At 44.8% G+C, this 24,127-nt stretch carries 23 protein-coding genes, 2 pseudogenes and 1 other annotated feature; of the genes and pseudogenes, 13 read left to right on the plus strand and 12 right to left on the minus strand.

Annotation, left to right across the window (positions count from 1 at the left end):
• Position 1: 1 nt before the first annotated feature.
• Complete coding sequence (locus tag JQX68_RS19670; protein WP_237711728.1) at positions 2-427, minus strand: DUF2712 domain-containing protein; 426 nt, start codon at positions 425-427, stop codon at positions 2-4.
• 126 nt (positions 428-553) lie between these two features.
• Between JQX68_RS19670 and JQX68_RS19675 the strand changes: the two are divergent.
• From JQX68_RS19675 to JQX68_RS19685, 3 genes and pseudogenes are all read left to right on the plus strand, one after another.
• Positions 554-754, plus strand: a pseudogene (locus JQX68_RS19675) (LrgB family protein); the annotation flags it as partial.
• Positions 755-855: 101 nt separating this feature from the next.
• Positions 856-2,058, plus strand: coding sequence for an MFS transporter (locus JQX68_RS19680; RefSeq protein ID WP_205440398.1), 1,203 nt, complete (start codon positions 856-858; stop codon positions 2,056-2,058).
• A gap of 33 nt (positions 2,059-2,091) precedes the next feature.
• Entirely contained in the window at positions 2,092-2,289 is a 198-nt protein-coding gene (locus tag JQX68_RS19685; RefSeq protein ID WP_040081435.1) for a YwbE family protein, read from the plus strand.
• Positions 2,290-2,321: 32 nt separating this feature from the next.
• On the opposite strand, the gene JQX68_RS19690 is transcribed toward JQX68_RS19685, so the two are convergent.
• On the minus strand, positions 2,322-3,509 hold the full coding sequence (locus JQX68_RS19690) for a class I SAM-dependent rRNA methyltransferase (protein ID WP_147772692.1): 1,188 nt from the start codon (positions 3,507-3,509) through the stop codon (positions 2,322-2,324).
• 120 nt (positions 3,510-3,629) lie between these two features.
• Here JQX68_RS19690 and glxA point away from each other — a divergent pair, with 120 nt between their 5' ends.
• Positions 3,630-4,010: a glyoxalase GlxA gene (gene glxA, locus JQX68_RS19695; RefSeq protein WP_014665869.1), complete on the plus strand. Its 381-nt coding sequence runs from the start codon at positions 3,630-3,632 to the stop codon at positions 4,008-4,010.
• Positions 4,011-4,048: 38 nt separating this feature from the next.
• Here the strand turns inward: glxA and JQX68_RS19700 are convergent.
• Together JQX68_RS19700 and celB are read right to left on the minus strand one after the other, a co-directional pair.
• Positions 4,049-4,727, minus strand: a pseudogene (locus JQX68_RS19700) (DUF2711 domain-containing protein).
• A 78-nt stretch (positions 4,728-4,805) separates the two neighbouring features.
• Positions 4,806-6,140: a PTS cellobiose transporter subunit IIC gene (gene celB, locus JQX68_RS19705; protein ID WP_069838448.1), complete on the minus strand. Its 1,335-nt coding sequence runs from the start codon at positions 6,138-6,140 to the stop codon at positions 4,806-4,808.
• A gap of 226 nt (positions 6,141-6,366) precedes the next feature.
• Between celB and epr the strand changes: the two genes are divergently transcribed.
• From epr to sacY, 3 genes are all read left to right on the plus strand, one after another.
• On the plus strand, positions 6,367-8,304 hold the full coding sequence (epr, locus tag JQX68_RS19710) for a minor protease Epr (RefSeq protein ID WP_148343323.1): 1,938 nt from the start codon (positions 6,367-6,369) through the stop codon (positions 8,302-8,304).
• A gap of 430 nt (positions 8,305-8,734) precedes the next feature.
• The gene (gene sacX, locus JQX68_RS19715) at positions 8,735-10,114 is read left to right on the plus strand and encodes a SacY negative regulator SacX (protein ID WP_014665875.1); all 1,380 of its coding nucleotides are present in this window, start codon (positions 8,735-8,737) and stop codon (positions 10,112-10,114) included.
• 53 nt (positions 10,115-10,167) lie between these two features.
• Entirely contained in the window at positions 10,168-11,010 is an 843-nt protein-coding gene (sacY, locus tag JQX68_RS19720; RefSeq protein WP_014665876.1) for a transcription antiterminator SacY, read from the plus strand.
• Between the two features lie 52 nt (positions 11,011-11,062).
• Here the strand turns inward: sacY and JQX68_RS19725 are convergent, their stop codons facing one another.
• A complete protein-coding gene (locus JQX68_RS19725) occupies positions 11,063-11,923 on the minus strand; it encodes a glycosyltransferase family 8 protein (RefSeq protein WP_014665877.1) in 861 nt (286 codons plus the stop codon).
• A gap of 109 nt (positions 11,924-12,032) precedes the next feature.
• Positions 12,033-12,746 carry a YwaF family protein gene (locus JQX68_RS19730; RefSeq protein WP_148343324.1) on the minus strand — a complete coding sequence of 238 codons (714 nt, stop codon included), beginning with the start codon at positions 12,744-12,746 and terminating at the stop codon, positions 12,033-12,035.
• A 150-nt stretch (positions 12,747-12,896) separates the two neighbouring features.
• On the opposite strand from JQX68_RS19730, the gene ywaE reads away from it, so the two are divergent.
• The 3 genes from ywaE to ywaD all read left to right on the plus strand — a co-directional run bounded on the left by ywaE (position 12,897) and on the right by ywaD (position 16,426).
• Positions 12,897-13,412, plus strand: a complete 516-nt coding sequence (gene ywaE, locus JQX68_RS19735; protein WP_069838444.1) for a tyrZ transcriptional regulator YwaE — start codon at positions 12,897-12,899, stop codon at positions 13,410-13,412.
• Positions 13,407-13,621: a binding site (T-box leader), on the plus strand. (Overlaps the previous gene by 6 nt.)
• Before the next feature lie 40 nt (positions 13,622-13,661).
• Complete coding sequence (gene tyrS, locus JQX68_RS19740; RefSeq protein ID WP_172641028.1) at positions 13,662-14,903, plus strand: tyrosine--tRNA ligase; 1,242 nt, start codon at positions 13,662-13,664, stop codon at positions 14,901-14,903.
• Between the two features lie 155 nt (positions 14,904-15,058).
• Positions 15,059-16,426 carry an aminopeptidase YwaD gene (ywaD, locus tag JQX68_RS19745; RefSeq protein WP_205440399.1) on the plus strand — a complete coding sequence of 456 codons (1,368 nt, stop codon included), beginning with the start codon at positions 15,059-15,061 and terminating at the stop codon, positions 16,424-16,426.
• 46 nt (positions 16,427-16,472) lie between these two features.
• Here the strand turns inward: ywaD and JQX68_RS19750 are convergent, their stop codons facing one another.
• The 6 genes from JQX68_RS19750 to JQX68_RS19775 all read right to left on the minus strand — a co-directional run bounded on the left by JQX68_RS19750 (position 16,473) and on the right by JQX68_RS19775 (position 21,108).
• Complete coding sequence (locus JQX68_RS19750; protein WP_069150567.1) at positions 16,473-17,312, minus strand: helix-turn-helix transcriptional regulator; 840 nt, start codon at positions 17,310-17,312, stop codon at positions 16,473-16,475.
• A 67-nt stretch (positions 17,313-17,379) separates the two neighbouring features.
• Positions 17,380-17,763 (minus strand): carboxymuconolactone decarboxylase family protein, encoded by a 384-nt coding sequence (locus tag JQX68_RS19755; protein ID WP_069150568.1) that lies wholly within the window; start codon positions 17,761-17,763, stop codon positions 17,380-17,382.
• A 6-nt stretch (positions 17,764-17,769) separates the two neighbouring features.
• Positions 17,770-18,963 (minus strand): MFS transporter, encoded by a 1,194-nt coding sequence (locus JQX68_RS19760; RefSeq protein WP_147772698.1) that lies wholly within the window; start codon positions 18,961-18,963, stop codon positions 17,770-17,772.
• 138 nt (positions 18,964-19,101) lie between these two features.
• Positions 19,102-19,734, minus strand: a complete 633-nt coding sequence (ywaC, locus tag JQX68_RS19765; protein ID WP_014665885.1) for a GTP pyrophosphokinase YwaC — start codon at positions 19,732-19,734, stop codon at positions 19,102-19,104.
• A gap of 141 nt (positions 19,735-19,875) precedes the next feature.
• Entirely contained in the window at positions 19,876-20,811 is a 936-nt protein-coding gene (locus JQX68_RS19770; RefSeq protein WP_136653929.1) for a 1,4-dihydroxy-2-naphthoate polyprenyltransferase, read from the minus strand.
• A gap of 162 nt (positions 20,812-20,973) precedes the next feature.
• Complete coding sequence (locus JQX68_RS19775; protein ID WP_052438131.1) at positions 20,974-21,108, minus strand: hypothetical protein; 135 nt, start codon at positions 21,106-21,108, stop codon at positions 20,974-20,976.
• Between the two features lie 149 nt (positions 21,109-21,257).
• Between JQX68_RS19775 and JQX68_RS19780 the strand changes: the two genes are divergently transcribed.
• From JQX68_RS19780 to dltB, 3 genes are read left to right on the plus strand one after another with little or no spacing between them, the layout of a single operon-like run.
• Entirely contained in the window at positions 21,258-21,407 is a 150-nt protein-coding gene (locus JQX68_RS19780; protein WP_003227330.1) for a teichoic acid D-Ala incorporation-associated protein DltX, read from the plus strand.
• A gap of 17 nt (positions 21,408-21,424) precedes the next feature.
• Complete coding sequence (gene dltA, locus JQX68_RS19785; RefSeq protein WP_147772699.1) at positions 21,425-22,936, plus strand: D-alanine--poly(phosphoribitol) ligase subunit DltA; 1,512 nt, start codon at positions 21,425-21,427, stop codon at positions 22,934-22,936.
• Entirely contained in the window at positions 22,933-24,120 is a 1,188-nt protein-coding gene (gene dltB, locus JQX68_RS19790; protein WP_147772700.1) for a D-alanyl-lipoteichoic acid biosynthesis protein DltB, read from the plus strand. The genes dltA and dltB overlap by 4 nt, the downstream gene beginning before the upstream one ends.
• Positions 24,121-24,127 lie beyond the last annotated feature (7 nt).

The following is a 24,127-nucleotide window of genomic DNA, read 5'->3' on the forward strand; positions in this document are numbered from 1 at the left end:
CCTATCGTCGACTATCGGGACTCCATACTCCTTTTGCCGAAATAACAACAGCGTTTGGAGTGCCTCTGACTTCTCCAGCTATTCTAACAGAAGTCTTACCTCTCTTTTCATATGCAGCACTTGGAATGTTCTTATGCTGACCACTAGTAATATCTACGTAGTGACCGCCTGATATAGTATCTTCTTTATCTTTATCAACAATCCATAAACGTAATGTGCGACTTTTACCTATCCAAGAGTTTTTTTGATATACAGAAGAATCATTATACTTGGTCCTTGCTGACGTATATGCATTAACATGGTACCCTTTTGGCATTTCGAGATAATAATTAGAGTCTTTTGTGTCCCCTTTAGCTAGTGCATTAGTTGTAATTAAACCAGACAAAAGAACCATTGTCCCGAGAGAATATGTAAATATGCTTTTCATTTTCACTATTAAATTGCTCCTTTTTTCTAGATATATAAGGATTATATACATATAGTTTCCATTTGTCAAATATTAATTTGTATTTTTTTTACTTTTTTAATAGGAAACTCATTCCTCAGATGATAGATCGGCCCGATGGTCATCCGCTATTTCCGCATTGATAACGAAATCGCACGAGGCGTGCTGCTCGGCACAAGCGCGCACAGAGCGGGAACGTCAAAAGCATTTGAGCTCAGCTCTGTGTCCGGCACGATTTCAAGCGTGTCGATGATCCTAGCTGCGATTATGACGCTTTGCGCGGCGCCGTTTTTGCTTTCATTTATGTAAAACTGTCCTATCAAGGGCAGTTTTTTTATGTGCTTCCACTTATTGAAAAGCTGGCGAATTCCAATATAATGTATTTGTGGATACCCAAAGGAGGCACCCTGATGCACAACTTGCAGGTGAGACGGCATTATGCCGCGTTAAAAGGATTTTATTTGTTTGCTTTTCTCGGTACGGGCAGCATGATTCCCCTACTCAGTATGTATTTAACGAAGGAACAGCATTTAAGCGGATCACAGGTCGGCTTGATCATGTCACTGGGCCCGATTGTGATGATTTTCTTTCAACCATTTTGGGGCATGCTGAGCGACTATACACAAAAAACGAAAAGCCTGCTGGCGGTTTGCACATCAATCACAGGCATCATTGGACTAGGCTATATTGCATTTGACAGCTTCCCTCTGTTTATTTTGATTGCGGCCTGTTTTGCAGCCTTTCAAAGCACGATTATTCCACTTTCGGACAGCATTTCACTAAGGTACACACAAGAAACAAACGGCAATTATGGCGGAATCCGCCTGTTTGGTTCTCTCGGCTTCGGCGTCGCGGTGTTTGTGATGGGACAGGTGACGAATCAGCTGTATCCCATTCATGTGATCTTTATCTTCGGCTGTGCCTTTCTATGCATTGCCGCCATATTGGCTTCTCAAATGCCGGACCAGCAGAAAACGAAAACAAAGGTCAATATCCGCAAAGGATTCCGGGAGCTTATCAGCAACAAAACCTTCCTCATCTTTATGATCATCACTTTTACGACATTTGCTCCAAACTTAGCAAACAATACGTATTTTAGTCTTTTTCTGGACAAAAGCGGCGCGTCACTTTCCGCTATCGGCATTTTATTTTTTATCGGCGTCATTTCGGAAATACCATTTATGCGATTTGCCCAAACATTTATAGATAAAATGGGGCTGCTCAACGTCATTATGCTGTCAGGCGGGGTTTCATTATTCAGGTGGGCGCTCTATTTCACGGCGCCTTCACTATGGATCATTTATGCGACGGTCTTTCTTCAAGGAGTGGCCATCGGTTTATTTATCCCGGCAGCACTTCAATATGTGAAAAAGATTACGCCAAGACACGTTGAAGCGACGGCGCTGACCATGTACGCCGCCATCGGCAACGGGTTCGGCAACTGGTTCTGCACATTTGCGGGCGGGTATATTTTTGACTACGTATCGATCTTCGCAGTCTACTTGCTTTTTGGCATTCTGAGCATAGCAGGCTTTGGCTTGACATTATATTTAATGAAGGCTGAAAAAAACAAAAATACACTCCATCAGCCGGCTGTTACTTTTAAACCATAATGACTATAATGAATAAAAGAAAGGATGAGCGTTATGAACGGGCAAGAGCGAAACAGCATTTCGAAAGGGTTGCAGGTTGATATTGTATTGAAAGCGGATCAAAAAACAGGAAAACTGACGCGAGGGATAGTGAAGGATATTTTGACGAAATCAAGCTTTCATCCGCACGGCATTAAAGTCCGGCTTGAAGATGGCCGTATCGGCCGCGTCCAGCAGATCATTTCTACATAAAAAAGCTGCTCCCGAACAGGGCAGCTTTTTCGTTATTTTTTCTGCAGAAAGACCACTTTCAGATAGTTGCCTTCCGGAAATGCCGAAATCGTTTTGAAATCCTCCGGCAGTGTAAATTCCTCAATAATCGTGTAGCGTTCATTTGTTTCTTTAAAGGCGGCATCGATAAAGCCTTTGAACTTCTTCATCCCAAAGGCGCTGCTGTTTGTAGAGGCTACAATGACACCCTTGTCAGCTGTGATGGCGATCGTATCCTTCAGCAGGTTTTTATAATCCTTGGCCGCGCTGAAGGTGCGTTTTTTTGTACGCGCAAAGGAAGGCGGGTCGAGAATAATGAGATCAAAGCGCAAATCCTTTTTTGCAGCATATGAAAAATAGTTAAACACGTCCATCACTTTAATGTCGTGCGCTTCGTAATCCAGCTTGTTCACGCTGAATTGCTCGATCGTTTTGGCCAAGCTTCGGTTTGCCACGTCCACGCTTGTTGTTTTCTCCGCTCCGCCAAGCGCCGCTGCCACGGAGAATGCACCCGTATAAGAAAACGTATTTAAAACTGTTTTCCCTTTTGCATAGCGGTCTCTGATTGCCTTGCGCACATGTCTTTGATCCAAAAAGATGCCCGTCATGGCGCCCTCATTCAGATCCACCGCGTATTGAATGCCATTCTCCTGGATGATGATCGGGAACTCGCCTCTGTTCCCTTTCACGAAGTCATCGTCTTCAACGTATTGTCCAGCCGTGTCGAATCGTTTTTTCTCGTAAATCGCTTTATAATCAAGATTCATCTCATCCAAAGCGGAAATCAGCATATCTTTAAAGGTGTAAATGCCCTTGCTGTACCATTGTACCAGCAGATAGCCGTCATAATAGTCTATGGTGACGCCCCCGACACCGTCGCCCTCACCATTGAACAGGCGGAAGGCCGTTGTATCTTGAGCCTCAAATAGTTTGGCGCGCGCTTGGGCCGCTTTTGTTAATTTGCTGAGAAAAAAGGCTTGGTCAATCTGTTCATGTTTATTGCGGGTAAGCGTCCAGCCGACCCCTTTGTTTTGCAGGCCATAATAGCCCCGCGCGAGAAACTCGCCGCTCTCAGACACGATATCAACGAGGTCTCCTTCTTTCATGTGCCCCGCACTCCCTGCGAGAGCTTCTTTTTCGATAAGGGGATAGCCTTTTTTGATTTTGGCAGCGTGTGCTTTCTTTAGGGTGAGTAGCTTCATATATGTCGTCCTCTTTCTGTTTGCTTTCTCTTATCGTACCACAAAACGCCAAGATGTCTGCATTGACAGAAAGGAAAGGTTTTTCTACGATAGACAAAAAGAGTTTCGAGGAGGAGCAGCATGCCAAAACGAATTGACCATACAGGCATCATGGTAAGAGATATTAACGCGTCCATCACATTTTATGAAGAGGTACTCGGCATGAAGTTGAAGGATCGCATCACACACACGAACGGTGTAATCGAGCTTGCTTTTCTTGGCTTTGAAGACGGCCCGGAAACAGAAATCGAACTGATTCAAGGCTACAGCAGTGAGCTTCCCTCCGAAGGAAAAGTGCACCACATTGCCCTGCTGACGGATGACATCGCGGCTGAATATACAAAAGCGGAAAGAATGAACGCGAAATTTATTGACGAGGAGATCACAACCCTTCCAAACGGATACCGTTATTTCTATATCGAAGGCCCTGATGGTGAGTGGATTGAGTTCTTTCAGCGGTAAAAAATAACGAACGTACATACTATGATGTACGTTCTTTTTTATCTGTACCAACTGATATGCGTCGATTCATCGCAAACCATCGCTTCCCAGCCCATACGCTGAACCAGGTCATTGATGTTTTTATCTTTTTGCTAAAAAGACATTAATGAATGAGTCATATACACTCATACACACAAAGTCCATTTTCTCATCAGTCAAAACGAGCTCTGCCGCGGCTTCATCAAGAACCGTTCGCAAGTTCGTCTCAGTTATGTCCAAAAAGCCGCTGTTTTCCACAATCGGTTCTGCGTAATAAAACCGATTAGATCCGTTCATACCTAACACCTTTATCAAACCCGGAATGTGGAAATTTGAAATATGATCCTCACTGGGATAATAGAGGTCTCCATTTATGTTTTCATGTAAAAGCTCAGCCAAATCCTCTCTCGCGCACTCGTCCCTTAAGGCGCCTATCGATGTCATTAAAGCCAGCGCCAGCTCAGCATGTGTTTGCAAGCCGCAAGAGGACATAACCTTCTCCCAGGAAACAGCCTTGCCTTTTCTTCTTATTTCATCATCGTTTGGACAAATATGCTCGTAATCATGTTTTCTCTTTGCTTTCTCCCATCCTTCAGGCATTTGGATAAAAGGAGAAAAAATAAGAGCAGCTGATGAGTATTCAACAGGTATTTGTTTTAAGATCGGTGATTCGTCATCGAACCATATATAATCTAACATGCGCACCCCCTTTACATATTCTAACATTTCCTTTCGTTTGAAAGAAGATGATCAGCCCTATGACAGGCTGATCGTCTATCACGTCACATTCTTATCTCCGGATTCAACCGCACTCTCTTCCCGCCATTTTTGATGATCCCATATTCTGAAAAACGGATAGTAGATAGCACAGGTGATCAACAGATTCACCAGCTGCATAACGGCGCCCGAGACCTTGCCGCCTGTCGCCAAATAGCCTGATATGAGCGGCGGCATCGTCCATGGCACGGCGATTCCGGCCGGCTTCGCCACCAATCCGGTGCTCATGCCGATATAAGTTGCGGTAATCGTAAGGAGCGGCGCGATGATGAATGGAACAATGAGAAGCGGGTTCATGACAATCGGCATGCCGAAAATGATTGGCTCGTTGATATTAAAAAGCGCGGGCCCAATCCCCAATCGGCCAAGCTGCTTCATTTGTTTGCTGCGAGACCGGACAAGCATCGTCAAGACAAGCGCCAGCGTCGCTCCGCTTCCGCCGACATTGATCCAAATTTGAAAAAACTGAGTCGTAAAAATGCTCGGCAGCGCCTCGCCCGCTTGGAAGGCGAGACGGTTGGCATCCATCGCGCCGTACCAAATTGGCGCCATGATTCCGCCAATGATGGAAGCCCCGTGAATCCCGCACGACCAAAGCAGCATCTGCACAAATTCAGCAATCAGGCTTCCGCCGAGACTGCCGCCGAGGATGGAAAGCGGTGTGCCAAGCAGGTCTCCTACGACATTGTGCAGGCTCTGAAAAGGTGTCATTTCAATCAGAAGACGCGCCAGCCACACGAGAAACACAATGATAAAGCCCGGGATCAGCGCGACAAACGATTTGCTTACCGCAGGCGGCACACCGTCTGGCATTTTGAAAACGATATTCTTTTGAATAATATATCGATAGATTTCGGTTGAAAACAAAGCGATCAGCATGGCGACAAATAAGCCTTTGCTGCCGAGCAGCGTGATCGGGATTCCGCCCCCTACCATGATGGACTCCGTTGAGCCATCCGGGGTAAACGGCACCTCAAACGGTGTTGCCAATAGAAATGCGGCAATTGAAATCGCTCCGGCAGAAAGGGCATCGACACCATAGCTTTCTGCCAGCCGATAGGCGATCCCGAAAGCGGCGATCATCGCCATAATATCAAACGAAGCATTGACGGGATATCCGAGCTTATCAGCCCACTCCTTCCCAAACACACTCGCCATGAAATCAGCATACCCCGGAATCGGCAGGCTCGTTAAAATCAAGAAGACAGACCCGATAATAATCAGCGGCATGGTCAGGATAATTCCGTCACGCAAAGCGCTGAGATGCCGCTGTCCGGCAATTTTCCCGGCGACAGGCATTATTTTTTCTTCCATTACCCGAGTGAATGCGCTCATCTGAAAAGCCCCCTTTTCTCATTGCTTTGTGAACAACCTCCGCAATGTTTTCTTTATCTTATTTTGAAAACGCTTACAAATTCATTTGGAAAATTTCCTCTTCCTGCGGAAAAAATCTGCATTTTGCTAAACAACCCTGCCTATGAAAATTTTTTCCTTCTTACTATCAATCTCTCTTTTTTTCTCCGATATATATATCAAACATCATAGAAAAAGGAGATTAATCATGAAAAACATGTCTTGCAAACTTGTTGTATCAGTCACTCTGTTTTTCAGTTTTCTCGCCATAGGCCCTCTCGCTCATGCGCAAAACAGCAGCGAGAAAGAGGTCATTGTGGTTTATAAAAACAAGGCCGGAAAGGAAACCATCCTGGACAGCGATGCTGATGTTGAAAAACAGTATAAGCATCTTCCCGCAGTAGCAGTCACAGCAGATCAGGAGACAGTAAAAGAATTAAAGCAGGATCCTGATATTTTGTATGTAGAAAATAACGTATCCTTTACCGCAGCAGACAGCACAGATTTCAAAGTGCTGTCAGACGGCGCTGACACCTCTGACTACTTCGAGCAATGGAACCTTGAGCCCATTCAGGTAAAACAGGCCTGGAAGGCAGGACTGACAGGAAAAAGTGTCAAAATTGCCGTCATTGACAGCGGAATCTCCCCCCACGATGACCTGTCGATTGCCGGCGGGTATTCAGCTGTCAGTTATACCTCTTCTTACAAAGATGATAACGGCCACGGAACACATGTCGCAGGGATTATCGGAGCCAAGCACAATGGCTACGGAATTGACGGCATCGCACCGGAAGCACAAATATACGCGGTTAAAGCGCTTGATCAGAACGGCTCGGGGGATCTTCAAAGCCTTCTCCAAGGAATTGACTGGTCGATCGCAAACAGGATGGACATCGTCAATATGAGCCTTGGCACGACGTCAGACAGCAAAATCCTTCATGACGCCGTGGACAAAGCATATGAACAAGGCGTTCTGCTTGTTGCAGCAAGCGGGAATGACGGAAACGGAAAGCCGGTGAATTATCCGGCGGCGTACAGCAGTGTCGTTGCGGTTTCGGCAACAAACGAAAAGAATCAGCTTGCCTCCTTCTCAACAACTGGAGATGAAGTTGAATTTTCAGCGCCGGGAACAAACATCACGAGCACTTACGTAAACCAATATTATGCGACAGGAAGCGGGACATCCCAAGCGACACCGCACGCCGCTGCCATGTTTGCCTTGTTAAAACAGCGTGATCCTGCCGAAACAAACGTCCAGCTTCGCGAGGAAATGCGGAAAAACATCGTTGATCTTGGTACCGCAGGCCGCGATCAGCAATTTGGCTACGGCTTAATCCAGTATAAAGCACAGGCAACAGATTCAGCGTACGTGGCAGCAGAGCAAGCGGTGAAAAAAGCGGAACAATCAAAAGCACAAACCGATATCGACAAAGCGCGGGAACTCGTCAGCCAGCTGCCGGACTCCGACGCCAAAACTGCCCTGCAAAAAAGACTGGATAAAGTACAGTCATACAGAAATGTAAAAGATGCGAAAGACAAAGTCGCAAAGGCAGAAAAGTACAAAACACAGCAAACCGTTGATACAGCCCAACCTGCCATTAACAAGCTGCCGAACGGAACAGACAAAAAGAACCTGCAAAAACGGTTAGACCAAGTTAAACGCTACATCGCATCAAAGCAGGCGAAAGACAAAGTTGCGAAAGCGGAGAAAAGCAAAAAGAAAACAGATGTGGACAGCGCACAATCAGCAGTTGGCAAGCTGCCGGCAGGTTCAGAAAAAACGTCCCTGCAGAAACGCCTTGCCAAAGTGAAAAGCACCAATTTGAAAACAGCGCAGCAATCCGTCTCCTTCGCTGAAAAGACATCAACTGATGCAAATGCGGCAAAAGCACAATCAGCTGTCAATCAGCTTCAATCAGGCAAGGACAAAACAGCATTGCAAAAACGGTTAGACAAAGTGAAGAAAAAAGTGGCGGCAGCTGAAGCAAAAAAAGTCGAAACGGCAAAAGCTAGGGTAAAGAAAGCGGAGAAAGACAAAACAAAGAAATCGAAGACATCCGCTCAGTCTGCAGTGAACCAATTAAAAGCATCCAATGAAAAAACAAAGCTGCAAAAACGGCTGAACGCCGTCAAAGCGAAAAAGTAACCAAAACCCTTTAAGACTTGCATACCAGGTCTTAAAGGGTTTTTATCTTCTTAGAACACCGCACACAACCTTTTTCCCATCCATCGCACAGGCTTTTCATACTATTGCTATACAGCCATGAACAGCATAAAATGAACGTTATTACAGTTATCACCACATATGGCGGGATTGTGACTGGGCAGGCAGGCAAGACCCAATGATGCAAAGGGAGTATTAGTGCCTAAAAAAGCAGGGCATTTTAACTCTTCTTTTCGTGTTGGTCTCATAACGGCGCCTTGGACAACAATTCCTATACTAATGCTCCGTCACCGACGCGGGCATTTTTGCCATTTTCAACCGGTATTTCTCACTTTTTTCATTTTGATTGTCAACTTTTCATTTGATACGATGAACAAGCCGACTTTTCTTCAGCAAAGGAGGTTTTGATTGCTTGCATAATGAGATTGCAAAAGACTTACTGCTGCTAGCAGGAGGAAAAAACAACATTATCAGCATCAGCCATTGTACGACCCGTCTTCGTTTTGATGTAAAGGACGAGACGAAAATTGATATACGTGCCATTGAGAACCTGCAAGGTGTGCAGGGCACCTTTTTCCGATACGGACTATTCCAGATTATTTTCGGAGCAGGCGTCGTCAACAAAATATATAAAGAAGTCGTTCAAGTGTGGGAGGCCGCGCCTTCTGAAGAGCCTGTTCACCAGAAAAAAGCCAGCCGGAAGCTGAACCCTGCCGCAGCTTTTGCGAAAACACTGTCTGATATTTTTGTGCCGATTATTCCGGCAATAACAGCAAGCGGCCTGCTCATGGGGCTGATTGGCATGATTAAGGTGTTTCACTGGTTCGCTGCCGGCAGCCCATGGATTAAAATGCTCGACCTCGTGTCCAGCACAGCCTTTATTTTGCTGCCGATTTTAGTCGGCTTCAGTGCCGCACGGCAATTTGGCAGCAACCCATATCTAGGGGCAGTGATCGCGGGGCTTTTGACGCACCCTGATCTGCTGGACCCGTCTATGCTCGGCAGCAAAACCCCGTCTTCTTTAGATATATGGGGGCTTCACATCCCGATGATGGGCTATCAGGGTTCCATCATACCGATTCTTCTCTCCGTTTTTGTCATGAGCAAAATTGAGAAGCTATTAAAAGCGATTGTGCCGAAGTCACTTGATGTCGTGATCATTCCCTTTATTACGGTCATGGTGACAGGGTGCCTCGCGCTGATTGTGATGAATCCCGCCGCTTCTATCGTCGGCCAAATCATGACACAATCGATAGTCTATATTTATGATCACGCCGGCATTGCCGCCGGAGCCCTTTTCGGCGGCATCTACTCTACTATCGTCCTATCTGGCTTGCATCATAGCTTTTATGCGATTGAAGCAACGCTGCTTGCGAATCCGCATGTCGGTGTCAACTTTTTAGTGCCGATATGGTCGATGGCGAATGTGGCCCAGGGCGGAGCGGGGCTTGCGGTATTCCTCAAAACGAAACAATCAAGCCTGAAAAAAATTGCGCTCCCCGCTTCTCTGACCGCGTTTTTAGGCATTGTTGAACCGATTGTATTCGGGGTGAATCTCAAACTGATCCGTCCCTTTATCGGTGCAGCCATCGGCGGTGCTATTGGCGGAGCGTACGTAGTTGCGGTACAAGTTGTGGCAAATTCCTACGGGCTGACAGGCATTCCGATGATTTCAATTGTGCTGCCGTTTGGCGCCGCGAATTTTGTTCATTATATGATCGGTTTTTTGATCGCCGCCGTCTCTGCTTTTATAGCTACATTGTTTCTCGGGTTTAAAGAAGAGACAGAATAACTGGATTTATTCGTTTTCATTCATAAAACGGGGGATGAAAGGACAAAAAAGCTATGAAAATTAAAAGAATCTTAAATCATAATGCTATCGTCGTAAAGGATCAAAATGAAGAGAAGATTCTCTTGGGTGCAGGAATTGGGTTCGACAAAAAGAAGAATGATATTGTTGATCCGTCAAAAATAGAAAAAACCTTTATCAGAAAAGATACAGCTGACTATAAGCAGTTCGAAGAGATTTTAGAAACATTGCCTGAAGACCATATTCAGATTTCTGAGCAAATTATCTCTCATGCCGAAAAAGAGCTGAACATCAAAATCAATGAGCGCATTCATGTCGCTTTTTCAGACCATCTATCCTTTGCGATTGAACGCCTGAGCAATGGGATGGTCATTAAAAATCCGCTGCTGAATGAAATCAAGGTCCTTTATCCGAAGGAGTTCCAGATCGGCTTATGGGCCAGAGCACTGATTAAAGATAAACTGGGGATTCACATTCCTGATGATGAGATCGGCAATATCGCCATGCATATCCACACAGCAAGAAACAATGCCGGCGATATGACCCAAACGCTAGATATTACAACAATGATCCGTGATATTATCGAGATTATTGAAATTCAGCTGTCTATCAATATCGTGGAAGATACCATCTCTTATGAACGGCTCGTGACCCATCTCCGCTTTGCCATTCAGCATATCAAAGCGGGCGAATCCATTTATGAGCTGGACACAGAAATGATCGACATCATTAAAGAGAGGTTTAAGGATGCTTTCCTGTGCGCCCTTAGCATCGGCACCTTTGTGAAAAAGGAATACGGCTTTGAGTTTCCTGAAAAAGAATTGTGCTACATCGCCATGCATATTCAGCGGTTCTACCAACGGTCAGTCGCACGCTGAAGCAAACAAAAAAACGCTTTTGATCATCTCAAAAGCGTTTTTTATATCTATATTATTGGTTGATCGCCGGATTGCTGATCGTATTCCACTTCGTATACGACATGTAATGGAAATACTCATCGCGATATGGATGTTTTGTATTGGAGTTCCAAGGCTTTTCTCCGCCGCAGAAGTGCACGATTGCCGGGTTTTCTCTTGTTTCATTATATTGCTTCCGCCCTAACAGAGTCGGTGGGGTTTTCAGCTTTAACATGATATAGGTTTGAGCGTTCCAGCGCGGATGAAGTTCATACCACTGATCATACAAGATCGCATTCAGTGCATCTTGGTCGTGCAGCACAAGAAAATCTTCGTCTGGGTGTTCATTGATAAAGTTGATGACTTTTTCTGTGATGTTTTGCTTTCTCCAAGACTCACAATCAATAATCATGATACCTGAGTTAAAATACTTCCCTGTATCAGTGATGTCCATTTCCTTCAGGCGTTCATGCTGCCCCGCATCCTCAACAGCGGCAACGGTGTATGGCGCAATGTCCAAGTCCCATAACTTTGAAATATCCTCTAGGACAAGCGCATCGCAATCGATGTAAATCATTCGTTTGATGCTTTCATCCTTAATTAAGTCGGGAATCGAAATGCGGTAATACGCTGCTTTTGTAATATGGCTGCTCTCTACAGCATGTTCATACATGTTGGTATCCACTTCTAAAAACTCAATCGGCACGCCGAATTTCAAAGTAGTTTCTTCCAGTCTTTTTTTGTTATCAGGCTGAATTCCGCCATCAATGACGTATAATTTAACCTCTCTCTCCTGATCCATATTAGTCAATAAAGAAACGAACATCCCACCCAAATGACGAGCATAATTATCATCTGCGCATGATACGATATGCATGATTTCATCTTTCCTCAATGGTATTCATCTCCCTTTTTGTTGTACAAGTTACATACCCTTTTTCAAAAAAATAAACACGTTCTCCGACATTTTTTAAAACAGAATGTGTAATACAACAAAAAAGGTGTCATGTTTTGAAGATGCGATAAAGCCAATAAAGAATGAAAAAGCTGGCGATCGTGATAGCTTCAGCTGAGACGAGATACCATGGCCATGGCCCGAGAACATCCAAGAGAGAGAATCCTCCCGGTTTTTTCGTCAAATACATATAATTCGCGCCAAGCCATCGATCAATCAGGTAAATGCAGACGCCGTACATATTAACAAGCAGGACAGTCACCCATAACGAGCGCTGGCCCATTCTGTATGTGCCAATCACCGCCATCAGCAGACAGGATAAAAACACGGACCCGTGCGAAATAAAAAAGAGGATATATCGGATATGCGGAAAAGAATACATACCGAGGTCGGGAGTGGCAAGAGCCTGAATCGAACTGCCAATGCCGGCAAAAAACAAAAATACAAACAGCTTCCTGCTTTTTGTCACTAGCATAATGGCTGACAAATACACCGACAGGTCACTAAGCTGGAGAGGCAATGACGTACGCACTGACCACCTGTCCGTGGCGATCATCCATATTTGATAGCCGATTTGCGAACCAAGCAAAAGAAACACAAACAAAAAACGCAAAAACCGGCTGGCCTTAGACCGTTTAATCCCATCTTGAAACAGAAACAACAGAATGGCTAAAAGAGCGATAATCGCTAGCGTTACCACATGCTCTGCCGAAAACAGATGAAATGGATCATGCTTATAGACGGATTGAACATACTTTTGCAAAACTGCACCCCCGTTTGCGGGTTTTTGTTTATTTTGGCGTTGTTTGGGCTTTTTTTATACAACCGATATATGGGCTTGAAGTTCATATCAGACTCTGTTACAATTCGTTTCATAGCTAATGATTCTGATAATTTAAGGCAGGCCTAAAAAATGGAACGTTCACATCAACATCAGCAGCTTCGGAAGGAAGAACACGATACACTTTCTAAGCTCAAACAAATGCCCGTCGAGTCACTCAACCTGGAAGCCATTTCGATCGCTACGAATCTGTATCGGTCTGCACAAAGGCTCCGTGTCAAAATGGAGACTGAGGTTCTTTCTTCCTATAACCTTTCTTGGACCGCTTTCTCCATTCTTTATGATCTATGGGTATGGGGAGCGCTCGAGACAAGAAAAATCGCTGAGCTGTCAGGGATATCTACAGCTACAGCAAGCAACGTGATCAAAACGCTCGAAAAAAAGAGTTTTTGCCGTAAAAGCATCGACACAAGAGATCGGCGACTCGTGTTTGTCTCCATCACCGATTCCGGCAAACAAGCGATCGAAGAACTCTACCCTGAGTTTCACAAAGGGGAAACAGAGCTCATAGCGGGAATGACAAAGGACGAACAGAAAACATTGACAGGGCTGCTTAGAAAGGTAGCTGACAATCTTCATACACCATAAGCTTTGACGGGAATCCAGTAGGGTTTGTCTCCCTGTTCCAGAGAGCCGGCGGAAGGTGCGAGCCGGCGCACAGGCAAACGTGAATTACCTCCCCGAGCTTTCTTTGTGAACCTTAAAAGTAGCAAAGAACGGAAAACCGTTATTCGAATGAGCGGAAGACGATGTCTTCAACCAGGGTGGTACCGCGTGCATTGAGCCACGTCCCTTATCGGGATGGGCTCTTTTTTGTGTTTTAAAAAAGGAGGAAAAGTGATGAAAACATTTGAACAGCTCACAGCAGCACAGCAAAAAGAAGTCGAAAGACAGCTTCAGCTATACATGACAGGCGCCCACGAAGTCATACCGCCGGAGGAATTAAAGGCAAAGCTCGTGAAATCGATTTCGACAGACACACCGCTCAAAATTAAACTTGGATTAGATCCGTCTGCACCAGATGTACATTTGGGCCATACGGTTGTGTTAAACAAGCTTCGTCAATTTCAAGAAAACGGCCACATTGTCCAGCTGTTAATTGGGGATTTCACAGGGAAAATCGGTGATCCGACCGGAAAATCAGCAGCAAGAAAGCAGCTGACTGATGAAGAAGTTCAACACAACGCCAAAACATATTTTCAGCAATTCGGAAAAGTGCTGGATCCTGAAAAAGTCGAGCTTCACTACAACTCGAAATGGCTGAAAACATTGAATCTGGAAGATGTCATTGAATTGGCAGGGAAAATAACGGTAGCCCGCCTGATGGAGCGTGACGACTTTGAAGAACGCATCGCCATGCAAAAACCGATCTCGCTTCATGAATTCTTTTACCCATTGATGCAGGGATACGATTCTGTCGTTCTCGAAAGCGATATTGAACTTGGCGGAACAGACCAGCATTTCAATGTCCTCATGGGCCGGCATTTCCAAGAACGATACAACAAAGAAAAACAAGTTGTCATCCTGATGCCGCTCTTGGAAGGTTTGGATGGCGTGGAGAAAATGTCGAAGTCGAAACACAACTACATCGGCATTAACGAACATCCAAACGACATGTACGGGAAAACGATGTCACTGCCCGACAGCCTGATGAAAAAATACATCCACTTGGCGACAGACTTAGAGCTTGAAGAGAAAAAACAGCTGGTAAAAGACTTAGAAACCGGCGCCGTTCATCCGCGTGATGCTAAAATGCTTTTAGCTAAAACAATCGTCCGAATGTATCACGGAGAGAAAGCAGCAGAAGCTGCCGAACACTCGTTTAAAACAGTCTTTCAGGAAAACAGCCTGCCAGAGGATATACCGGCCGTAAACTGGAAAGGCGAGAAAACGATAGCGATGATTGATCTGCTCGTCAAGCTGGAACTCCTCTCTTCGAAGAGCGAGGCGCGCCGCATGATTCAAAACGGCGGTGTCCGCATCGACGGAGAGAAAATAACAGATGTTCACGCCAAAGCAGAGATAAGAGAGAATATGATCATCCAAGTCGGCAAACGCAAGTTTTTAAAGCTCCATTAGTTTGATATTCCGAAACGCTTATGATCCTTCATTCATAAGCGTTTTTTTGCAGGTATAAAGCACTGTCTTTTCAAAAACGCTCTTCATCTTGCAGGAAACTCCTTTAGCATCCCGAAATATTCCCCAACCATATATTTAGGGGAGGTTTATTTTTGATGAAAAAGCTTTTGACTGTCATGACGATGGCTGTTTTAACTGCCAGCACACTGCTCTTGCCGGCACAGAGTGTTACTCCTGCGGCGCACGCTGTACAACTATCAGATAGCGAGCGCGAGCTTCCATTCAAAGCAAAGCGTGCGTACTCTACCATTTCTCAGCTAAGTGAAGCAATCGGACCCAGAATAGCCGGAACTGCAGCTGAAAAAAAGAGTGCCCTATTGATTGCCTCATCAATGAGAAAATTAAAGCTTGATGTAAAGGTTCAACGATTCGACATTCCTGACCGCCTTGAGGGTACGCTGTCTTCAGAAGGACGCGATATTCTTCTCCAAGCGGCGTCCGGCTCGGCTCCGACTGAGGAACAAGGACTAACGGCTCCGCTTTACAATGCAGGCTTGGGCTATCAAAAGGACTTTACCGCTGACGCCAAGGGCAAAATCGCCTTAATTTCCAGAGGAGACCTGACTTATTACGAGAAAGCCAAAAATGCCCAAGCCGCTGGAGCGAAAGCTGTCATCATTTATAACAACAAAGAAAGCCTCGTGCCTATGACGCCAAACCTGTCGGGAAATAAAGCCGGCATTCCGGTCGTCGGCATTAAGAAAGAAGACGGCGAAGCACTTACCCAGCAAAAAGAAGCCACTTTAAAACTAAAAGCTTTCACAAACCAAACCTCCCAGAACATCATCGGAATCAAAAAACCAAAGAATATCAAACATCCAGACATTGTGTACGTGACGGCCCATTACGACAGTGTTCCTTTTTCACCCGGAGCAAATGACAACGGCTCAGGAACCTCTGTTATGCTGGAGATGGCGCGTGTCTTAAAAAGCGTTCCATCTGATAAAGAAATCCGCTTCATCGCTTGCGGCGCTGAAGAGCTCGGTTTGCTCGGATCCTCTCACTATGTAGATCATCTATCCGAAAAAGAGCTAAAACGAAGCGAAGTGAACTTCAACTTAGATATGGTAGGCACAAGCTGGGAAAAAGCGTCTGAGCTGTATGTCAACACATTGGACGGCCAATCGAACGCTGTTTGGGAATCCAGCCATACGGCCGCTGAAAAAATAGGGTTTGACAGCCTGTCTCTGACACAGGGAGGATCATCTGATCATGTGCCATTCCACGAAGCCGGCATTGATTCCGCCAACTTTATTTGGGGAGACCCGGAAACAGAAGAAGTTGAGCCATGGTATCATACCCCCGAAGACTCGATCGAACATATCAGCAAGGACCGCCTCCAGCAAGCAGGCGATCTTGTGACAGCCGCTGTCTATGAGGCTGTGAAAAAAGAGAAGAAACCGAAAACCATTAAGAAACAAATGAAGGCCAAAGCATCTGACATTTATGAAGATATCAAATAAAAAAAGACGGCACTTGGGTGCCGTCTTTTTTATAATGATCAGCTGTTTAGCCGTCTATAAGTAAAGCTTTCAGTTTATCAACTGTATTTTCTTTTTCTAACGGCCGATAAATGGTCAGTTTCAAATCAGGAGAGTCATATATTTGTAATGTCATATGCTCCATCACCATTGTTCCGGCTGCCGGGTGATGAAGTACTTTTTCTCCTGCGTGTGTGCCTAATACTTCATGGTGGTTCCACCATTCTTTAAATTCCGGGCTTCTTTCAGTTAACTCATCGATCAGCTCTTTTATCCATGCTTCCCCAAGAAACCGGCTGGCTGTCGATCGAAACTGTGCGATCAGTTTTTTGGCGTGGCTTTCCCAGTCGTCAAGCAGATTCCGATACTCCTTCGAGGTGAAACATCGCCATATGGCATTTCTTTCCTTTCTGCTCATTTGGCCAAAATTGCCGAACACAGCACAAGCTGCTGTGTTCCAAGCAATAACGTCCCACTTTTCGTCAGTCACATAAACAGGGCAATTGGTTAAATGATCAATAAAGTGCCGTACAGCCAGAGGAAGGCTTTTATTTTCTTCATCCTGATCATCTAAAGGAACATGATGGCCCGCCAACAGAAAGACATGGCGTTTTTCCTCGTAATTCAATTTGAGCACTCTCGATATGCTTTCCAGTACCTGTGTAGATACCCGAATATCCCTTCCCTGCTCAAGCCATGTGTACCATGTGACACCTATACCGGACAGCTGGGCTAATTCCTCTCTCCTCAAGCCTGTCGTTTTCCTTCTGGTGCCCATAGGCAATCCAAACTCTTGCGGAGAAATCTGTGCCCTTTTAAGTTTTAAAAACTCCCCTAGCTCTTTCCGTTTTTCTGCCATACTGTCCACATACACACTCTCCTTCTGCATAGAATTTCCTATTAGTATTCTACATAAAAAGGAGAAGGTTTTTATATTATTTGTTTCGTTCTGCAAATACTTCCGCGGCCACAGGAAGAATGGTATTCAGCGCATTCGGGAAACCTGAGTAAATAATCATCTGCATCATCACTTCTATGAGTTCTTCTTGTGTCCATCCGACATTCAGGGCTCCGTTAATATAGAATTTTAGCTGCTGGGTATTGCCCAATGCAGTTAATCCAGCAACGGTTGCTAATAATCTGGATTTCAGATCAAGACCTGGTCTTGAAAAAATCTGACCGTAGTTAAACTCCACAGCAAGCACACCAAGGTCCGGAGCGATGGAATGTTTAAAATTGTCCACGATCGCTTCATAGTTCTCCTCATCAATTTGTTTCAGAATATCTAACCCTTTTTTATAACGTTCACTTGTTTGCACCAGCTTCTATCTCCCTTCCAATATCGCTTTTTTAGTAGTACGATTTATGGTAATCCTTGAACTGAAGGCAATACCGACCATGATCATCCCCATAATACAAACGCCGTTCCAATGAAACAGCATCCAGACTGCACCCCCTGCATACGATCCCAAGGCGCCGCCTAAAAACGTGCTGACCATAAAGATGCCATTCAATCTGCTTCTCATTTCAGCCGACAATTGGAAAATCTCCGCCTGACACGCCACCTGATTCGCCTGAATGCCCATGGTGATGAATAAAGCGCCCAATACAATCACAATCAATGAAGTCTGGCCTGCCATTAATAAAACAAATGACAATAAGGTAAACGACATACAAAGCTTGTTGGAAAAAGCAGCTCCTTTTTGATCAATAATCCGGCCGATCAGCGGCGTTGCAAAAGCTCCGCCAATTCCCACCAAACCGATTGTTCCGGCAGTCTGGCTGCCAAACGAAAATGGAGGTTCACTCACCATAAACACTAACGCCGTCCAAAATAAACTGAAGGCGCCGAACATGAAGCCTTGGTTTACACATGCTTTTCTTAACACTTTCTCCTTAATCAAAAGGGGAAATAATGAAGAAATGAGCTTTCCGTAATGAAATGCATGTGTCCCTTTGCTTTTCGGAAAGCAGAAGTAAATGATCAACATAATGATGACGGCTGCCGCACAGGCAATCCAATACATCACGCGCCAGCCATAATGGGCATCTATCGCCCCGCTGACTACTCTCGCCCCTAAAATTCCGCAAACCAAGCCGATGGCTACGTTTCCGAGCACTTTTCCTCTGTTCCTGTCGTTTGCTAAACCTGCCGCAAACGGCACAAGGATTTGAGGAATAATCGTGAAGAATCCCAATAATAAATTTGTGATGACTAGCCATGGAAAGCTTACAGCTAACGCTGAAGCGGCCGAACAAACCCCCACTAAAAATAGCAGGCTCACAATGAAGCGGCGGCGTTCAAAAAGATCTCCCAATGGAACAAGCAGCAGGTTCCCAGCCGCATAGCCAATCTGCGCCAATGTAGCAATCATCCCCGCTTGTGCCGGCGTCACATGAAACGTGCCTGCCATGCTGACAAGCAATGTTTGATTGATATAGACATTAGCTACAGTAAACCCGCAAGTCACCGCTATAAGAAAAATCAAACCTCTCGATAATGAAATAGAATGGTTCATGTTTACCTCCTTTCTTCATGCATGATAAAGCAGGTTCAATCATGGAAACAGAAGTGAGTTTATACTGGTATAAAAAGTACTAGCAAAGCAAAAAAGCGAAACCCTGTCAGGCTTCGCTTTTGTAAAACATTTTGTTTATCAATCCACTTCTTTCTTAATCCCCAGCATTTTCTCATCTAGGTAATGGGCGATTTCCGCGGCTTCCTTCAGCTCATCTGTTAATTGCTTAGGAACATCATTGTTCAATTTATAGTAAATTTTATGTTCAAGGCTCGCCCAGAAATCCATCGCGATCGTCCGGATTTGAATTTCTGCTTTGACGTATTCCACACGATTCGTTAAATTCACAGGCATCTCAATGATTAAATGCAGGCTTCGGTAGCCATTCGGTTTGGGTGTCTGGATATAATCCTTTACCTTTACGATTCTCAAATCTTCATGCTGCTTCAACACATTTACGACATTATAAATGTCAGAAATAAAGGAACAGATGATGCGCACGCCGGCAATGTCGTGAATATGCTCCTTCATTTCCCTCGTCGTAATTTCGCAGCCCTTTCTCATCAACTTATTTACGATGCTTTCAAAGCTTTTGACACGGGATTTTGTATGTTCAATCGGGTTGTGTCCGTGAATGAGGTTATATTCCTGGCTGATAATTGAGAACTTTGTATCGAGTGCATCTAGCGCAAATTTATAAACTAATAATTCATTTTTCCAATCTTCCATTACTGTTTTTAAATCGTCCATATGTGTTACAGATAAATCCATTTTCGTCATCTCCTTTAACGGAACTTTATCCGCTGTCCATGTACTAGACGTCCCTGTCAGCTGCAAGGTTCTATGAATTTTTTTACAAAATGCGGTCGATTGTAACAAAAAAAGACCGCACAAAACGAGCGGTCTTTTTTATTATCGGAAATAGCTGATCAATAAACCGATTGAGAGCAGGAATCCGAAAAATGTATTTGTTTGGGCTGTTGATTTCATTGCGACAATCATATTCATCGGCATTTCTTTCTGGACGAAGCCCTTCACAGCCTGAACCGGCTTAGGCACGCTCAAAAAGACGACAAAGAGCCACGGGCTTGCGGCACCGGTAATAACCAAGCCGACAACCCAAATATAAGCGACGGCAAACGACGCAGCTAACAGAGTAACAGCTCCCTTATGCCCCATCAAAATCGCCAATGTTTTGCGGCCGCCTTTTTTGTCCTCTTCAATATCGCGAATGTTGTTTGACAGGTTAATCGCGCCGACAAGAATCGCAATCGGGATCGAAATCAAAATGCTTTGCATATTGATTTTATCTGTCTGAATAAAAAACGAAATCAGCACAAACACCGAACCCATGCAAATGCCTGAGAATAATTCACCGAACGGCGTGTACGCGATCGGCAGCGGCCCGCCTGTATACAGGTAGCCGATCGCCATGCCGACGAGGCCGATCACAGCGAGCCACCAGCTGCTGCTCGCGCAAATATAGACACCGAGCAAAATGGCAATCCCGTATGATGCGAGGGCTAATTGCAAAATCGTTTTAGGCTTCATTCCGTGGCGTACAATTGCCCCTCCGATTCCGACTGATTCTGCTGTATCTAACCCGCGTTTAAAATCATAGTATTCATTAAATAAGTTCGTCGCGATCTGGATCCATAGGCAAGAAAACAGCATAGCCAAAAACAGCAGCAGATCAACCTTCACATAAAACATCGCCAAAACGGTTCCGAGCAGCACAGGCACAAACGATGCGGTTAACGTATGAGGACGGGTTAACTGCCAAAGGATCTGCCCCATGCTTTCTTTTTGCGGCGCTGTCTGACCCTCACCCTTATTTGTTTGGTTCATCTTCCTCTTCCTTTCTATTAAAAGGCTTACTTTTTTTTCAGCCGGCAGCTTAATAAAAAACTCCTTTTGCTTCCTTATCTATCATAATGACTTCTCCCTTATTTCACAAGATACCGCAAGAAGGCGTTTTCTTTCTTATTATACGCTTCCGCCCCGATTTCATTAGGTTTCTGCTTCCACTTGATCGAACAGGTACAGAAAAATTTTTTTAAGTACATTACGCTTTTTAAAAGTTAAAAAGATCTTTTGACTCCATGTATCTTTTCCTTTATTATGAATCAGCTCGAAACATTCCATTCTTGCCCCTGCAGGTATAAAGATTCATTTTTAAAAACAGACGCCGATATATTAATTTGAGGGAGTTTAGGGAAAAAATGAAACTTTTTGAGCATCTGATCGTCAAATAATCATGTGATTGTCGAAAAAACGGGAAGGGAATTTTTGATATGCTGCAATTAATGAAACAGCTGTATGAAAAACCCGCTGTCAAGTGGACATGTCATACAGGCTTTTATTTGATGATACTGCTTGTTTTGTTTTTTATGTATGGTTTTCACACCGCGAATACCGGTTCATATATTTATAACGATTTCTAATTGGAGAGAGAATAACTATGAAACTTTTACATGCTATTCAAACACATGCGGAAACTTATCCGCAAACCGATGCCTTCCGCTCTCAAGGCCAGTCGCTCACGTATCAGGAGTTATGGGAGCAGTCTGACCGCGCGGCTGCCGCAATCCAAAAACGCATTTCTGGGGAAAAGAAATCTCCTATCCTTGTGTACGGCCATATGGAGCCGCACATGATCGTTTCCTTCTTGGGAAGCGTCAAAGCGGGACATCCTTATATTCCGGTTGATCTGTCCATTCCGGCTGAACGGATTGCGAAAATTATCGAAAGCTCTGGAGCAGAGTTGCTGATCCATGCAACCGGACTTCCAATTGATGCAGTCAGCCAGCAGATTCAAGCCGTTTCAGCGGAAGAACTGCTGGAAAACGAAGGCGGCTCTGTCACCGAAGATCAATGGGTCAAAGAACACGAAACGTTTTATATCATTTACACTTCTGGAAGCACAGGAAATCCGAAAGGCGTGCAGATTTCCGCTTCTAACCTTCAAAGCTTCACAGACTGGATTTGTGCAGACTTCCCAGTCAACGGCGGAAAAACATTTTTAAACCAAGCGCCATTCTCATTTGATTTATCTGTCATGGACCTATATCCGTGCCTGCAATCAGGCGGGACTTTACATTGCGTGACAAAGGATGCTGTGAATAAGCCGAAAATCTTATTTGAAGAGCTGAAGAAGTCCGGGCTGAATGTGTGGACATCAACACCTTCCTTTGTGCAAATGTGCTTGATGGACCCGGGTTTTTCACAGGACCTGCTGCCTGGTGCGGACACATTTATGTTTTGCGGAGAGGTTCTTCCGGTTTCTGTGGCAAAAGCGCTGCTTGAGCGTTTTCCGAAAGCAAAGGTTTTTAATACGTACGGCCCGACTGAAGCGACAGTGGCTGTCACATCGGTTGAAATTACGGATGACGTGATCAGCCGCAGCGAATCGCTTCCAGTGGGCTTCGCCAAACCAGATATGAACATTTTCATTATGGATGAACAGGGACAGCCGCTTCCTGATGGAGAAAAAGGGGAAATCGTCATTGCAGGGCCGAGCGTAAGCCGAGGCTACCTTGGTGAGCCGGAACTGACGGAAAAAGCGTTTTTCTCTCATGAAGGCCAGTGGGCATACCGGACTGGCGATGCCGGCTTTATTCAAGACGGTCAGATTTTCTGCCAAGGGCGTTTGGATTTTCAGATTAAACTTCACGGTTACCGAATGGAACTGGAGGAAATCGAGTTTCATGTCAGACAGTCACAGTACGTTCGCTCTGCTGTCGTGATTCCTTATCAGCCAAACGGAACAGTTGAGTACCTGATCGCTGCTATTGTGCCTGAGGAGCATGATTTCCAGAAGGAATTCCAGCTGACAAGCGCTATTAAAAAAGAGCTTGCCGCTTCTCTTCCGGCATATATGATCCCGAGAAAATTTATCTATCAGGATCACATTCAAATGACGGCTAACGGCAAAATTGACCGAAAACGCATTGGCGAAGAGGTTCTTGTATGACGCCTTACAGCTCGTTTTTATTCTTTATACTGCTTGGCATTCTTCTCCTGCCGACGATCATCTTCGGCTTAAACGGAAAAAGATTTCAAGCATACAACATGTTCATATCTATCATTATATTGGCTTTAATTTTTTCGCACGACTTACATGGGGTCATTGCACTGTGCCTGTTTACAATATGGCAGGTGCTCTTGGTCAGCGGCTATCTGGCATACCGGCAGAAAGCGAACAGCGGCTTTGTGTTTTGCGGGGCTGTTATCGCGTCGATTCTGCCTTTATTTCTGTCAAAAATATGGCCGTTTCTTTCACACCCGCAGCCGCATCATCCGCCGCATAACCTGATCAGCTTTTTAGGGATCTCTTATTTAACCTTTAAAGGCGTTCAGCTGATTATGGAAGCAAGAGACGGACTGCTGAAAGAACAGCTGCCATTGCACCGCCTGCTGTATTTCATCCTGTTTTTCCCGACGATCTCCTCCGGTCCGATCGACAGATACCGCCGGTTCGTCAAGGATGAACAAAAGGCTTGGACGAAAGAAGAATACGCCGACCTGCTGTATACGGGGATCCATAAAATCTTCATCGGTTTCCTGTATAAATTTATTATCGGCTACGCGATCAATACGTACTTCATCATGAATCTTCACGCAATCACGCACAATAAGATTCTTGGGAACCTGCTGTACATGTACGGCTACAGCATGTATTTATTCTTTGATTTCGCCGGCTACACGATGTTTGCCGTCGGGGTCAGCTACATTATGGGCATTAAATCTCCGGAAAACTTTAATAAACCGTTTATCAGTAAAAATATTAAAGATTTCTGGAATCGCTGGCATATGTCTCTGTCATTTTGGTTCAGAGATTATGTGTTTATGAGATTCGTATTTTGGATGACAAAGAAAAAGTGGATCAAAAACCGCATGGCTGTCTCAAACATCGGGTATTTCCTGCTGTTTATGCTGATGGGGGTTTGGCACGGGCTTGCGCCGCAATATATCATCTACGGCCTTTATCACGCCGTGCTGATGACATGTTACAACTTTTTCGAGAAGTGGAATAAGAAATATAAATGGCTGCCGTCCAACCGCTGGACAACCATTCTTGCTATTGTGATCACGTTCCATTTCGTTTGCTTCGGATTTTATATTTTCTCAGGAAAACCATTTCATCACCACCATTAAAGGAGAT

The organism is Bacillus sp. LJBS06 (assembly GCF_016924995.1).
GTDB lineage: Bacteria > Bacillota > Bacilli > Bacillales > Bacillaceae > Bacillus > Bacillus stercoris.